The organism is Nonomuraea sp. NPDC049269 (assembly GCF_043197155.1).
Taxonomy (GTDB): domain Bacteria; phylum Actinomycetota; class Actinomycetes; order Streptosporangiales; family Streptosporangiaceae; genus Nonomuraea.
In genome coordinates this window covers 1,668,331-1,682,498 of sequence record NZ_JBICSO010000001.1, presented here as the reverse complement: position 1 = coordinate 1,682,498, position 14,168 = coordinate 1,668,331, and the positions used below count along the sequence as shown (strand labels likewise).

14 protein-coding genes are annotated in these 14,168 nt (G+C 69.5%); 11 read left to right on the top strand and 3 right to left on the bottom strand.

The window, feature by feature from the left end:
- Positions 1-8 precede the first annotated feature (8 nt).
- The gene (locus ACGFNP_RS07770) at positions 9-599 is read left to right on the top strand and encodes an FMN-binding negative transcriptional regulator (RefSeq protein ID WP_393316028.1); all 591 of its coding nucleotides are present in this window, start codon (positions 9-11) and stop codon (positions 597-599) included.
- On the opposite strand, the gene ACGFNP_RS07765 is transcribed toward ACGFNP_RS07770, so the two are convergent.
- A complete protein-coding gene (locus ACGFNP_RS07765) occupies positions 586-1,653 on the bottom strand; it encodes a PucR family transcriptional regulator (RefSeq protein ID WP_393316025.1) in 1,068 nt (355 codons plus the stop codon). The genes ACGFNP_RS07770 and ACGFNP_RS07765 overlap by 14 nt on opposite strands.
- A gap of 76 nt (positions 1,654-1,729) precedes the next feature.
- On the opposite strand from ACGFNP_RS07765, the gene ACGFNP_RS07760 reads away from it, so the two are divergent.
- Entirely contained in the window at positions 1,730-2,647 is a 918-nt protein-coding gene (locus tag ACGFNP_RS07760; RefSeq protein ID WP_393316022.1) for a proline dehydrogenase family protein, read from the top strand.
- On the top strand, positions 2,648-4,321 hold the full coding sequence (pruA, locus tag ACGFNP_RS07755) for an L-glutamate gamma-semialdehyde dehydrogenase (RefSeq protein ID WP_393316019.1): 1,674 nt from the start codon (positions 2,648-2,650) through the stop codon (positions 4,319-4,321). It abuts the gene before it with no gap.
- Positions 4,322-4,367: 46 nt separating this feature from the next.
- On the opposite strand, the gene ACGFNP_RS07750 is transcribed toward pruA, so the two are convergent.
- Entirely contained in the window at positions 4,368-5,231 is an 864-nt protein-coding gene (locus ACGFNP_RS07750) for a helix-turn-helix transcriptional regulator (protein WP_358318789.1), read from the bottom strand.
- Positions 5,232-5,483: 252 nt separating this feature from the next.
- Between ACGFNP_RS07750 and ACGFNP_RS07745 the strand changes: the two genes are divergently transcribed.
- The 8 genes from ACGFNP_RS07745 (at position 5,484) to ACGFNP_RS07710 (ending at position 12,327) form a co-directional block, all read left to right on the top strand.
- Positions 5,484-5,654 carry an SAM-dependent methyltransferase gene (locus tag ACGFNP_RS07745; RefSeq protein ID WP_393316615.1) on the top strand — a complete coding sequence of 57 codons (171 nt, stop codon included), beginning with the start codon at positions 5,484-5,486 and terminating at the stop codon, positions 5,652-5,654.
- 196 nt (positions 5,655-5,850) lie between these two features.
- On the top strand, positions 5,851-7,368 hold the full coding sequence (locus tag ACGFNP_RS07740) for a circularly permuted type 2 ATP-grasp protein (protein ID WP_358318790.1): 1,518 nt from the start codon (positions 5,851-5,853) through the stop codon (positions 7,366-7,368).
- Positions 7,369-7,393: 25 nt separating this feature from the next.
- Complete coding sequence (locus ACGFNP_RS07735; RefSeq protein WP_358318791.1) at positions 7,394-8,284, top strand: alpha-E domain-containing protein; 891 nt, start codon at positions 7,394-7,396, stop codon at positions 8,282-8,284.
- An 11-nt stretch (positions 8,285-8,295) separates the two neighbouring features.
- A complete protein-coding gene (locus ACGFNP_RS07730) occupies positions 8,296-9,081 on the top strand; it encodes a transglutaminase domain-containing protein (protein ID WP_393316015.1) in 786 nt (261 codons plus the stop codon).
- A 7-nt stretch (positions 9,082-9,088) separates the two neighbouring features.
- A complete protein-coding gene (locus tag ACGFNP_RS07725; protein WP_358318793.1) occupies positions 9,089-9,514 on the top strand; it encodes a nucleoside deaminase in 426 nt (141 codons plus the stop codon).
- Entirely contained in the window at positions 9,511-10,419 is a 909-nt protein-coding gene (locus ACGFNP_RS07720) for a 2-oxoglutarate and iron-dependent oxygenase domain-containing protein (protein WP_358318794.1), read from the top strand. Before ACGFNP_RS07725 ends, ACGFNP_RS07720 begins: the two co-directional genes overlap by 4 nt.
- Positions 10,416-11,774 carry a cytosine permease gene (locus tag ACGFNP_RS07715; protein WP_358318795.1) on the top strand — a complete coding sequence of 453 codons (1,359 nt, stop codon included), beginning with the start codon at positions 10,416-10,418 and terminating at the stop codon, positions 11,772-11,774. Before ACGFNP_RS07720 ends, ACGFNP_RS07715 begins: the two co-directional genes overlap by 4 nt.
- A gap of 58 nt (positions 11,775-11,832) precedes the next feature.
- Complete coding sequence (locus ACGFNP_RS07710) at positions 11,833-12,327, top strand: hypothetical protein (protein WP_358318796.1); 495 nt, start codon at positions 11,833-11,835, stop codon at positions 12,325-12,327.
- A gap of 39 nt (positions 12,328-12,366) precedes the next feature.
- Here the strand turns inward: ACGFNP_RS07710 and ACGFNP_RS07705 are convergent, their stop codons facing one another.
- On the bottom strand, positions 12,367-13,680 hold the full coding sequence (locus ACGFNP_RS07705; RefSeq protein ID WP_358318797.1) for a tetratricopeptide repeat protein: 1,314 nt from the start codon (positions 13,678-13,680) through the stop codon (positions 12,367-12,369).
- Positions 13,681-14,168 lie beyond the last annotated feature (488 nt).

Genomic DNA, 14,168 nt, shown 5'->3' with positions numbered 1-14,168 from the left:
TTCCTTTTATGCTGATTCATCCTTGGGACGCCGGCACCGACGAGCAGTCCCTGGCGTACGTGAAGGACCACCAGTTCGGGCATCTCATAGCCGCGGGCCGCGGTCGTGAGGTGCCCGTCGTGGTGCCGACGCAGTTCCTGCTCGTGGACGACCGGACGATCGTGCTCCACCTGGCCAGGCCCAATCCCGTCTGGGCGGCGATCGGCGAGAACCCCAAGGTGATCATGTCGGTGGCGGGTCCCTGGGCCTACATCCCCGGCCGGTGGCGGGCCGAGCCCGGCATCGAACCCGAGCTCGGCGTGCCGACCACGTACTACTCCTCCGTCCAGCTCGTCTGCCGGGCCGAGGTCGTCACTGAGGCCGAGGGCAAGATGGAGATCCTGCGTGAACAGCTCGACGACCTCGAACCCGGGCACGGTGATCCGGCCCGGATGCCGCGGCTGATGTCCGGCATCCAGGGGGTCCGGCTGGCGATCGAGGAGATCCGCGGCAAGTTCAAGTACGACGGTCACAAGGACGCCGCCCACCGGGAGCGGGTCGCCAAGGGGCTGACCGAGCGTGCCGGGCCGGGCGACTCGTCGGCCCTCAGCCAGCTCTGACCGGCAGGAGGCGGGCCGCCTTGAGGCCCAGATGGACGGTCAGGCGGTCGTCGCCGTCCGACAGGTCCCGGTGCAGCACTCGCTCGGCCTTGCCCAGCCGGTAGTACAGCGTCTGGCGGTGGATGCCCAGCTCCGCGGCCGTCTTCTGGGCGTGGCCGCCGTGGTCCAGGTAGACCTCCACGGTGTGCGCCAGCTCGTGGTCGAGCGCCGCGGTCTCGGCCGCCAGCTCGCGCAGGTCGCTCTGGCCGAGCCTGGCCAGCAGCCGGTGCACGCCCAGGTCCTCCCAGCGGGCGACGGGTGCGAAGCGGGGAAAGTGCTCGGCGACGCGCAGCGCCTGCCGCGCCTCGCGCCAGCTCTGCCAGGCGTCCGCCGGGTCCGCCCGCGGGGCGCCGAGGCCGGCCGCCGTACCGTAGGCGTTCTGGAGGGTCTGGGCGACCTCGGCGGCCAGGTGCGCCGGGGCGAGCAGCGCGACGGGCGAGCCGGCGCGGGCCAGGACGCCGCGCGGCAGCGTCCAGAGGGCGGCGACGCGCTCCTCGGACTCGCGCACGGCGATCGCGGCGACGGGCCCGCGCATCTCGATGGAGGCGCCGGCCCGCTCCTCCGGGTCCGCCGAGAGCAGCGCGCGCAGGCCGTGGCCGAGGTCCTGACGGCTCCTGGCCTCCTGGGCGAGCGCGGCGGCGGCCCTGGCTACCAGCGGGGCCGCCCGCAGCAGCACCTCGTCGGTGAGGCTGCCGGAGTCGAGCAGCCACAGGTAGCCGTAGGTGACCTCGCCGTGGCGCAGTGGCCAGCAGACCCTGGCCAGGACCTTGAGGTCGGCGTCCGCGGGGATCCTCACCGGGCCGTGCGCCCGGGCGATGCCGTAGCGTTCGAAGTAGTCGCGGACCTCGCCCGTGGCGCGCCTGCGCAGGATCGACTCCTGGCGGACGGTGTCGATGTCGCCGTGCTGCGCACCGTACGCCAGCAGGCGGAACGAGCGGTCCTCCAGCGTCGCGGACGCCCCCAGCAGGCGGGCGAGCTCGTCGACGGTCTCCTGTAGATCTGCCGAATTGTGCATTTGTATGACAGCCTGCCACAACCGCCGTTACGCGCGTCGATGGCCCTGTTATGAGCTGCGGTTTTAGGCTGAGAACATGCTGGGTCAACTGCTCCTCGCCACCTCCCGGAGCGCGCTGGTACGCCGCTCTGTGTCGGGCTTCCCGCTCACGCGCAAGGTCGTCGACAGGTTCGTCGCCGGTGAGGGCGTGGAAGAGGCCCGGACCGCCATCGAACGGCTGCGCGACGCCAATCTCGCGGTCACCGTCGACCATCTCGGCGAAGAGACCCGCGACGCCGGCGCGGCGGCGGCCACCGCCAAGGCGTACATCACGCTGCTCGGCGCGCTGCGCCCGCTGGAGCTCGGCCGCCGGGGCGAGGTGTCGGTCAAGCTGTCGGCCCTCGGGCAGCGGCTCGACGACGCGATGGCGCTGGAGCACGCCCGCGAGATCTGCGCCGCCGCCGACGCGAACGGCTCGACCGTGACGCTCGACATGGAGGACCACACCACCGTCGACTCGACGCTCGGGATCCTGCGCAAGCTGCGCGCCGACTTCCCGGCGACCGGCGTGGCCATCCAGGCCTACCTGTTCCGCAGCGTGGACGACTGCCGCGAACTGGCCGGCGAGGGTTCGCGGGTGCGCCTGGTCAAGGGCGCCTACCGGGAGCCCGCCTCGGTCGCCCACCAGGGCAAGAACGACGTCGACAAGGCGTACGTACGATGCCTGCGGATCCTCATGGCGGGGCAGGGGTACCCCATGGTGGCGACGCACGACGACCGGATCATCTCGATCACCGAGCTGCTCGCGGACCGCTTCGGCCGCGGGCTCGGGTCCTACGAGTACCAGATGCTGTACGGGATCCGCACCGACCGGCAGGAGGATCTCGCCGGAGCGGGTCACACCGTCCGCGTCTACGTTCCCTATGGCGACGACTGGTACGGCTATTTCATGCGGCGCCTGGCCGAGCGCCCCGCCAACGTCGCCTTCTTCCTTCGTGCCCTTGGGGGTAAGTAAATGGATGCCATCAGCAACGTGCCCGTTCCCGCCAACGAGCGGGTGTACGGCTACGCGCCGGGCAGCCCGGAGCGTACGACGCTGGAGAACCGGATCAAGGAGCTGTCCGGCTCCTCGATCGACCTGACCATGACGATCGACGGCGCGCGGCGGCTCGGCGGCGGCGCTCCGATCGACGTGGTGCAGCCGCACAACACCGCCTCCGTCCTCGGCCGCACGCACGACGCCACGGCCCAGGACGTGCGGGAGGCCGTCGACAGCGCGCTGCGGGCCGCTCCGGCCTGGCGGGCGCTGTCGTTCGACGAGCGGGCGGCGATCTTCCTCAAGGCGGCCGACCTGCTGGCCGGGCCGTGGCGGGCGACGCTGAACGCCGCGACCGTGCTCGGGCAGTCGAAGTCGGCGCAGCAGGCGGAGATCGACGCGGCCTGCGAGCTGATCGACTTCCTGCGGTTCAACGTGGCCTACGCGCGGCAGCTCTACGCCGACCAGCCGATGTCCTCGCCCGGGGTGTGGAACCGGATGGAGTACCGGGCGCTCGAAGGCTTCGTCCTGGCGATCACCCCGTTCAACTTCACCGCCATCGCCGGAAATTTGCCGACGTCGGCGGCTTTGATGGGAAATGTCGTCGTTTGGAAGCCGTCGCCCACGCAGCAGTTCGCGGCGCACTTCACGATGCGCCTGCTGGAGGAGGCCGGTCTGCCGCCGGGTGTGATCAACATGGTCACCGGCAACGGCCAGGCGATCTCCGAGGTGGCGCTCACGCACCCGGCGCTGGCGGGCATCCACTTCACCGGCTCGACCGCGACCTTCCAGCACCTGTGGGGCACGATCGGCGCGAACATCTCCACCTACCGCGGCTACCCGCGCATCGTCGGCGAGACCGGCGGCAAGGACTTCGTCCTCGCCCACCCGTCGGCCGACCCGGCCGTGCTCTCGACCGCGCTGATCAGGGGCGCGTTCGAGTACCAGGGCCAGAAGTGCTCGGCGGCCTCTCGGGCGTACGTGCCGCGGTCGATCTGGTCGCGCCTGCGTGACGACCTCGTCTCCGCGGCCGAGTCGCTGACCGTGGGCGACGTGGCGGCCGACCTGTCGACGTTCATGGGCGCGGTCATCGACGACCGGGCCTTCGCCAAGCACAAGGCGGCCATCGACCGGGCTCGCGGCGCCTCGAACATCGACCTGCTCACCGGCTCGTACGACGACTCCACCGGATATTTCGTGAAGCCGACCATCCTGGAGTGCGCCGACCCCACCGACGAGATCTTCGTCAAGGAGTACTTCGGGCCGATCCTGGGCGTACACGTGTATGAGGACGGCGACTTCGACGCGGTGCTCGACCAGATGGAGAGCGTCTCGCCGTACGCGCTGACCGGGTCGATCATCGCCCAGGACCGCTACGCGATCGCCTCGGCCTCGGAGCGGCTGCGCTTCGCGGCGGGCAACTTCTACATCAACGACAAGCCGACCGGAGCGGTCGTGGGCCAGCAGCCCTTCGGCGGCGCCCGTGCCTCGGGGACCAACGACAAGGCGGGCTCGATCTTCAACCTGATCCGCTGGGTGAACGCCCGTACGATCAAGGAGACCTTCGTTCCGCCGGTCATCACCGGACCGTTCCGGGGCGACGTCCCGCAGTCGGGCTTCGAGCAGCCCGATCTGAAGAAGCTGGGCTACTGAGGCCCAACCGTCAGGCGAGCCATCCCCGGATCCGGGGATGGCTCGCCTATTTCGGCAGCGGAGGCGCCGACCACAACGTGCTGATGACCTGCTGGAGGATCTCCGGGGTCGCGGTCGCGGGCTGCGCGTAGACGCTGAGCTGATTCAGCAGATGCCGGTACGGCCGGACGTCGGCGTCCTTGGTGAGGTACCGGGCGTCGGCGGTCTGTTCCAGATAGACCACATCAGGCAGGTCCGCCTCGGCGAAGCGCAGGATCGTGAAGGGGTCCACGCCCTTACCGGGACCGAAGGAGAGTATCTGGAGGGTGACGTGCGGGAGGGCGACCATCTCCTGGAGATGCTCGAGCTGGGCGCGCATCGTCGCGCTGTCGCCGACTTGGCGGCGCAGCACCGACTCATCCATGACCACCCATAATTTACGTGGCTGGGGGGACAGCAGAAGCTGCTGGCGGTGCATCCGCAAGGCGACCCAGCGTTCGATCAGCTCGGCCTGGCCTTCGCGGTTATGGGCTATGAGCGCCTTGGCGTAGTCCTTGGTCTGGAGCAGGGCCGGGACCTGCTGGACCTCGTAGGTGCGGATGACCGTCGCGTCCTGCTCCAGCCCGAGAAACGCCGCGAACTCGTCGCAGATCACGTCTCGGTAGTCCTGCCACCTGCCGGGGGCGTCGGCCTGCGCGGCCAAGGTGAGCACGACCTGGCGTTCGGCCTCGTCGACGTCGTACAGGCTGAGCAGCTCGGCCACGTCGTCCAGCGGGAGCTCGGTACGTCCGCTCTCCAAGTGGCTGATCGTGGAAGGCGGGCAGCCGATGGCGGACGCCGCGTCCGCACGGGTGGTGCCGCTCGACTCGCGCAGCCGGCGCAGGCGTACGCCGACCAGCATCCGCAGCGCCGTCGGTCCGGATTGACGCAATGCCTCGCCAGAGATTCCGGTCGAGTCGCCTCTACCGCGAGCAGTCGGCATTTATGCTCCCAATTCGGCAAATCGCTACTCTGCGACCGCCTACATCTTTTCACATAAGCAGCTGAGATATTCTTCAATGTCGCGAACTGGCCGTATCTGGCCCCGTCAATCGACGGCTCTACGTCACTTCATCCTGAGACATCCAGTTTGTCGACATTCATGACAAGGAATTCCCGGAAATCGTGAGGATCGTTCAACTGTATCGGCATCTGCTGGAGAGGGTTCGTCGGTTTCCTCGATATCTGCACGGAGCTACTCACTGTGGATAACACCCACGAACTGGCTCAGCAAGCGGATCCGACCAGCCGGGGGGTTTATGTGGACAATGATCCTCTCTGTGCTGGTTCGCGCCAAGGGGCTCCGGGGGTATGAACACGTCTAGTCGGCGGGGATCATGGGCGGATGTCGCGTGGCTGCGCTCGCCGGGGTGGACGGGCGCTCCTCGGCCGAACCGGCATCGACCCTCGAGAGCCGGGTCGAGCGCGAAGCCCCGCGCCCGGCCCCCGAGGTGGCAGCCCTGTAACACGCGAAGCGATTGCGCGAAACATACTGTCCTTAATCTCCGGACATGGCGGACATATTCGACGCTTACTCCCTCGGATCCGAATCATGGGATGAGATGTTCGAGCGGTCGGGCATCCCCCGGCCGCAGTATCAGGCGCTTTTCGCCGCCCTCCAACCGCTCGGCGTGGACGAGCTGAGATCCAGAGCCGACCAGCTGGCCAGGATGTTCACCGATCGTGGCGTGACCTTCGACTACGCGGGCGAGGAACGGCCTTTCCCGCTCGACCTGATCCCGCGGGTGATCGACGCGGCCGAATGGGATCTCGTGGCGCGCGGCGTCCGGCAGCGGATCCGCGCGCTCGAGGCGTTCCTGGACGATGTGTACGGCCCGCGCCAGGTCTTCCGCGACGGCGTGATGCCCTGGCAGCTGCTGCACTCCAGCCCCCACTACCACCGGGTCGCACACGGCTGGCGCCCGCCCAACGGGGTGCGTGTGCACGTCGGCGGCATCGACCTCATCCGCGACGAGCAGGGCGCCCTGTGCGTGCTCGAAGACAACGTCCGCACCCCCAGCGGGGTCAGCTACGTGCTGGAGAACCGCCTGGCCATGGCCCGGACGCTCCCGTCGCTGTTCGCCGAGCAGTTCGTCCGCCCGGTCGAGGAGTACCCGGCCAGGCTGCTGGCCGCGTTGCGCAAAGCGGCACCCGCCGGGGTCACCGACCCGACCGTCGTCGTGCTCACGCCCGGCGTCTACAACGCCGCCTACTTCGAGCATGCGCTGCTCGCCCGTCTCATGGGGGTGGAGCTGGTCGAGGGGCGCGACCTCATCTGCGAGGGCAACCGCATCTCGATGATCACCACGTACGGCAGGCGGCCCGTCCACGTGGTCTACCGGCGGATCGACGACGACTACCTCGACCCCCTGCATTTCCGCGGCGACTCGGTGCTGGGCTGCCCCGGCCTGGTCAACGCCGCCCGCGCCGGCAACGTCACGATCTCCAACGGCGTCGGCAACGGGGTCGCCGACGACAAGCTCGTCTACACCTACGTGCCCGAGCTGATCGGCTACTACCTCGGTGAGGAGCCCCTCCTGCGTAACGTGGAAACCTACCGGCTCGACAATCCCGACGTGCGGGACTGGGCGCTGGAGTCGGCGGCCGAGCTCGTGCTCAAGCCGGTGGACGGGGCGGGCGGCAAGGGGATCGTGATCGGTCCGGTGGCCACCGCGGGCCAGCTCGCCTCCGTACGGCAGGCCGTACGGGACCATCCGCGAGGCTGGATCGCCCAGCGGCCGGTGATGCTGTCCACCTCGCCCACCTGGATCGGCGAGCGGCCGGTGCCGCGCCATATCGACCTGCGGCCCTTCGCGGTCAACGACGGCGACGACGTGTGGCTGCTGCCCGGCGGCCTGACCCGCGTCGCGCTGCCGGAGGGCGAACTGGTGGTCAACTCCAGCCGGGGCGGCGGCTCCAAGGACACGTGGGTGCTCGGCAACGCGCACGCTCCGATGGCCTCGGTCACCGCTTCGCCTGTCGCCCAGTGGAGCCCGAGCAGGGTCGCGGCGGGGACCGAGGAACAATGACCCGCCCGTACGAGGAGGACCCGCGATGACCCGCCCGTTGCTCAGCCGCATCGCCGAGACCCTGTACTGGATCGGACGCTACATCGAACGCGCCGACGACACCGCCCGGATCCTCGATGTGTCCGCGCACCGCATGCTGGACGAGCCCGAGACGTGCCGCTCCATCTGCGCCACTCTCGGCATCCTGCAGCCTGAGCCGTTGAGCGCCACCCTGATGATCCGGCGGCTCGCCTACGACCTGGACGAACCCGCCTCGATCGCCGCGTCGGTCAGAGCGGCCAGGGACAGCGCCCGTGGCGTGCGAGAGGTGATCTCCAGTGAGGCGTGGGAATGTCTCAACGTCACCTGGCACCAGCTCCGCCGTCTCCCGACGGTCGCGCCGCACGGCTACCTGGCATTCGTCCGCGAGCGGGCCGCGCTGTTCTTCGGGCTGGCCGACGCGACGATGAGCAGGGACGACTGCTGGCGGTTCATCGTGCTGGGCCGGAGCCTGGAGCGGGTGGACATGACGACCAGGCTGCTGGCCGTACACCTGCCCGGAGACCGGCGGCTGCTGCTGCAGGCCAGCGGTGCCGACGAGTCCTTCACCCGCACGCACGGCGCCCACGCCGACCACGCCCTGGAGTTCCTGCTGCTGGACAACCTGTTCCCGCGCTCGGTCCTCTACTCGCTGCTGACGGCGGAGAAATGCCTGCAGGCCCTGACGCCCGCCAGGGTCAGAGCCGGAGTCGCCGATCCCGCGCTGGCGGCGATCGGCCGGGTACGCACCGGCCTGCAGTACACGGATCTCGCCCAGTTGCAGGACCGGGTGCCCGAGCTGCTCGTCACCCTGCAGGAGGCGTGCGCGTCCGCTTGTGAGGCGATCGGCGAGCGGTTCTTCCAGCAGAGGGAGGAGCTGGCATGGGTTGGCGCCTGATGGTCCGTCACGTGACTCTGATGGAGTACGCCGACGAGGCGCGGTCCTCCTTCAACGAGGTGCGGATGACGCCGGCGACCGGTGTGCTGTCGAGCCGCATCGTCGTACAGCCCGCCGCCCACATCTACACCTACCAGGACTACTGGGGCACGACGGTGAGCGCCTTCGACGTGTCCCATCCGCACCGTTCGCTGTCGGTCGAGGCGGTCAGCCGGGTGGAGACGAACGGGCCCCGCAGGCCCCGGTTCGTTGCCGGGACGCCCGACCCGTCCATGAGCGAGCTGCTCGGGTGTACCCCCGCGACCTCCGTCAGCGATGAGCTGGCCGAGCTCGCCACGGTACAGGCGAGCGGGCGCGACCCGCATGAGGGCGCCGAGGCGATCTGCGCGGTGGTCGCCGCCCGCGTGGCCTACATGCCGGGCTCGACCGGCGTGCGGACCTCCGGGCAGGAGGCGTGGGACCAGGGCAAGGGTGTCTGCCAGGACATGGCCCACCTGACCGTCGGCATGCTCCGCGCCGCCGGCCTGCCCGCCCGCTATGTCTCCGGCTACCTCCATCCCAAGCCCGACGCCGAGATCGGCGAGCCGGTGGAGGGGCAGAGCCACGCCTGGGTGGAGTACTGGGCGGGGGAGTGGCTCCCCCTCGATCCCACGAACGGCTCCCCGGTCGGTGAGGCCCACGTCGTGGTGGCCCGTGGCCGCGACTACTCCGACGTCCCTCCCCTGAAGGGCGTCTACCAGGGCCCGCGGGAAAGCCGTCAGGAAATCACGGTGACCGTCACCCGCCTGAGGGGATAGTCGGAACATGCTGGAAGTAGCGCTAGAAGAGGCAAGGAAGGGATTCGCCGAAGGCGGCGTCCCCGTGGGAGCGGCGTTGTTCGCGGCGGACGGCACGCTGCTGGGCCGTGGACGCAACCGCAGGGTCCAGGACGGCGACCCGTCGGTGCACGGGGAGACCGCCGCGTTCCGCGACGCCGGCCGGCAGCCCACCTACCGGGGTACGACCATGGTGACCACACTGTCGCCCTGCTGGTACTGCAGCGGGCTGATCCGTCAGTTCGGCATCTCGCATCTCGTCGTGGGGGAGTGCCGGACCTTCATGGGCCAGCACGAGTGGCTCGCCCGGCACGGCGTGGACGTGGTGGTGCTCGACTCCCAGGAATGCGTCGACCTCATGACCGCCTTCATCGCCGCCAACCCCGCACTGTGGAATGAGGACATCGGCACATGATCCCCGTCATCGACCTTCAAGGCGAGTCCGTGCCGGAGCGGGTGGACGCTGCCCTCCGCGAGTTCGGATTCCTGCTGATCACCGGCCACGGCGTCCCGGCCGAACTCCGCTCCGACGTCCGGCGGGCGGCCAAACGCTTCTTCGCCCTCCCGGGGGAGGTCAAGGAGCGGTACGCGGCCACCGTGGGAGAGCGGGGCTGGCTGCCACCAGGCGTGGAGGCCAACGGCTACGCCGAAGGCACGCCCACCCCACCGGATCTGAAGGAGACCTTCGCGGTCGGCGCCGACCAGCCGATCGGCCACCCACGCATCGACCGTGAATGGTTCCTCCAGAACGTGTGGCCCCCCGAGGTGCCCGAGCTGGAGTCGCTGGTCACCGCGTACCTGGCCCAGATGCGCGCGCTCGCCGACCGGCTGCTGCTGATCTGCGCGCGGGCCCTCGGCGTCGAGGACGACTTCTTCACATCGAGGGCCGACCACCCGACCTTCACCATGAACATCAACCGCTACCCGCCGCTGTCGCAGATCGGGCCGCCCGAGCCGGGCCAGTTCAGGATCGGCCCGCACACCGACTTCGGCACCGTCACGATCCTGGACCGTCAGCTCGGCGTCGGCGGCCTCCAGGTCTTCACCCTCGACGGCGAGTGGATCGACGCCCCCTACGTGCCGGACGCCCTCACGATCAACATCGGCGACCTGCTGGCCCGCTGGACCGGTGAGCGCTGGCGCTCGACCCGCCACCGCGTCCTGCCGCCCGACCCGTCGGCCCCCGATGAGGAGCTGGTGTCGCTCATCTACTTCTACGAGTGCAACCCTCTCACCGAGGTGGTGCCGTTCACCGGTGACGCCGAGCCTGTCATCGCATCCGACTACCTCATGGAGAAGCTGAGGGCGATCACGCTATGACCGTCGTACGCGAAGGGACCTACGGCGACAAAGTCGCCGCGATCGAGCCGGGCGGGTTGGAGTTCATCCCCCTGTCGGAGCGGCACGGCAAGCCCTCAGGCCTGTTATGGACCTGGATGTCGCCGAACCTGGAATTCGCCACGATCTTCCTCGGCGTGCTCGCCGTGGCCGCCTTCAAGCTCAGCTTCTGGCAGGCGGTCCTGGCCTGCGCCGTGGGCAGCGGCCTCGGCGCGATCACGCACGGCATCCTGTCGGCCCAGGGCCCGGCCTCAGGAGTGCCGCAGATGGTGCTCGGACGGCTTCCTTTCGGCTACTGGGGCAACATCCTGCCTGCCGCGTTCAACTCGGTGGCCGCCGGGATCGGCTGGTTCGCGGTCAACAGCGTCAGCGCCGCGCTCGCCCTCAACACGCTGACCGGCCTGCCCGCCTGGCTCTGCCTGGCCATCGCCGTCACGGCCATGGTGGCGCTCGGCTTCTTCGGCCACAACCTCGTCCAGGCCTTCGAACGCTTCGCCTTCCCCGTGCTCGCCGTGATCCTGCTCGTCACCTCGGTCATCATCGTGTCCCAGGCCGACCTGGGTTACGCGGGCGAGGGCGGTGGCACGGGCGGCTTCCTGCTGGCCGTCGGCGCCTCCTTCGGCTACGCCGCCGGCTGGAACCCGTACGCCGCCGACTACACCCGCTACCTGCCGCCAGGCTCCTCTCGCCGGGCGGTCGGCCTCTCGGCCGGGCTCGGCGTGTTCCTCTCCTGCGTGATCCTGCAGACTGTCGGCGCGGCCTCCGTGACCATCGGCGGAGGTGACCCGCTCGGCCAGCCCACCACCGCGTTCACCCAGCACCTGCCCGGCCCGGTGGCCGGCCTGACCCTGCTCGCGATCGCTCTCGGTGCGGTGGCGGCCAACGCGCTCAACGTCTACTCGGGCGCGATGTCGCTGCTCGCGCTGGGGTTACGGCTTCCGCTGCACCTCCGCAGAGCCATCATGGCCCTGGCCTGCGGGGCGATCGGCTTCACCGTGGCGCTGTCCGGGCTGGCCGACGCCGGGCACAAGTACGAGGCGTTCCTCCTGGTCATCGCCTACTGGATCGGCCCGTGGCTGGGCGTGGTGCTGACGGATCTGTTCCTGCGCCGCGGCGGGGAGCCCCCTCAGGTGCTGTTCGACAAGCGGCACACCAACTGGGCGGGCCCGATCGCGATGATCGTCGGGGTCGTCGTGTCGGTCTGGCTCTTCTCCAACCAGCAGCAGTACGTCGGCCTGATCCCCCAGCAGGTCCCGGCGGTCGGTGACATCGCCTTCGAGGTGGGCTTCCTCATCTCGGCCGCCCTCTACCTGGCCCTGAGACGCAGGACTTCGTGACAGGCTTGCGGTTATGGGATTCGGGGTTCGTCAGTTCGAGCTGACCTTGATGCATCGGATGCGTGATCTCAACGCCGAGCGGGTGGAGGACGCGCTCATCGAGATGGGCGCGTCCCGGGCCGAGCTGCGCGCCGCCCACACCCAATGGACGAAGCTGGCCCACTCCGTGCGGACTCGCAAAGGGCTGGCCGGGTTGCGGACGGTGCTCGGCCCGCCCCCGTACCAGGGCAAGACCATGATCGGGAGCCTGACCTGCGACGTGGCTCGCTGGGCGCTGCCGTCCTGGCCGGACCTGGAGTTCGAGGTCCTGCTCGGGCCTGATGGCGCGGTGTGGAACCAGTGGTTCGTCCGTCCCCACGGCGACAAGGCGCTGGCCTTCGCGGACCTGGTGCCGTGGGGGTGCGTGGTCGCCGACGTCGCCGCGAGCTTCCCCGGGGCCGCCCAGGGCGAGGGGTCGGCTCCGCATCATTGGGTGGTCGACTTCGTGCACGAGGGCACGGACTATCGAGCTCGTTTCGTGTACGGCCTGTACCAGCGTCTCGACCGCGCCTGACGGGCTCCCGGGAGGCCCTGGAGGATGAGGTCGCGGTGATCAGGCGGCCGCGCCGCGGGCGATGTAGAGGTTCATGTCGGTGAAGTCGAGGGTGATGTTGTAGGGCTTCCAGAAGCAGTGGGCGAAGTGGGCCAGCAGGTCGAACCCGAAGGGGGCGAGCGCGGCTTGTGGGTTCGTGAAGCAGTAGACGTCCTTGGCTACGGCGTCGCCGAGGCGGATCTCCTTCGGGTAGCAGGGGTAGGCGACGACTGGGTGGTTGTGGGCAGCAGTCTCGACCGGGCGGTTGTAGTCGGTGCGGATCTGCAACTGCTTGGCCGTGTCCCCGTGCATACCCGCGACGATCTCCCCGATTCCGCCGAAGTTCACGCCCACCACCCGTGGGCCGGAGTCGGCGATGCCGGCGATGCTGCCCAGGCTGTGCAGCTGGTGCTCACGGGCCAGCCACAGCGGCAGGGGCTCGGCGCCCGCCCGTTTGGCGGCGGCGCGTGCCTTGCCGGCCGCCGCGGGGGTCGGGCGGCGCAGGATCAGCGACCGGCCCGCGTAGTCGAAGGTGGTCAGCAGGTGGTAGAACACCCACGTGCCGATCAGGCCGTCGCTGTCAGTGTCGACGTCTTCGCCCGATTCGGTCTCCGACCAGCCGACAGGGATGTTGCGCAGTTCGATGTCGCCCAGCTTGAAGGAGTCCAGTATCCCGTAGTGCGCCCATACGGTGCCCTGCCCGAAATCCGCCTCCTCGCTGAAAACGGGGCTCAGCCCGGCCTCCTTGGCCACCGACCCGCGCAGGTTCAGATTCGGGGCGCCGGTGTAGGGCAGGAGGCGCCTCGCCGGTCCGCCATTGAGCGAGGCTTCCACCAGGGGAAACGGGTCCATCTGCTTGAACTCCACCCGCGCGGTGTCGCCGTGGATCTGATACGCCTCGCCGCTGATCGCCGCGAACCACTTGGCGTAGCTGGCGTCGCCGGCCGCCTGCCAGCATGGTGCGGACAGGGCGAATTTGTCCTGCCGCATGTAGCAGTCAGCCAGGAAGTAGTTGGTGTCCTTGTCGTCGGGCGCCAGATGGAGGGCCATCCTGAGGTACTTTTCAGCCTCGGGGAACCGGTTGGACAGCAGCCCCACATAGCCGCGCTGGCGGGCCGCCCGCAGGTTCGTGGGGTCTGTCTTCAGGATCTCCTCGTACGCCCGGCCGGCCTGCTCGAACTTGCCGGCTTTGAACAGCGCGTCGGCGTCACCGCCGCCGGCTAACGCGGTGGCCGCCGTGGCCGCGTTGCCCAGCGGCGCGACCGCGGCGGCACCGGCCAGCACGGCGGCGCCCCGCAGTAGCGAACGCCGGTCCCATTGCCTGTCATCAGCCACGTCTTCTCCTTTTCGTGATCACCTTCGCCGTGACTTTCTGTCCGACGGACGGGCACAACCTCCGGCTGGTTCGTCTCGCTCTGCTCGATGAGGGCGACGTCGAGGCGCCGGGGCCACGCCGTACAGCGTCGTCCCGATGCGGGCGGCCGGGTCGCTTCGCAGCGCGCTCCGTAACTCGCCCGCCGGCCGACCCTGTCCACTGTCGGCCAGCCGTGTCCCCGCCTCGTCCGCGCCGTGTCATGGTCGTGTCACGGCCGCAACCGACGGGGGCGGCCGTCGACAAACCGAGACGTGCGGCAGACAACGCGCGCACATTCGGCACCATCGCCGCTCGCGACCGGGCCGGGGCACGAGCCGCCTGAATCCGATCTGCCTGAAGATCTTCGAGGAGAAGATCAGCGGCAAGCTCGCCACCGACGACCGGCCCGCGCTGCTGAACGCGCCGTCGCGGCCGCCGGGGACAACGCCCGCTGACCAGCCTCGCCCCC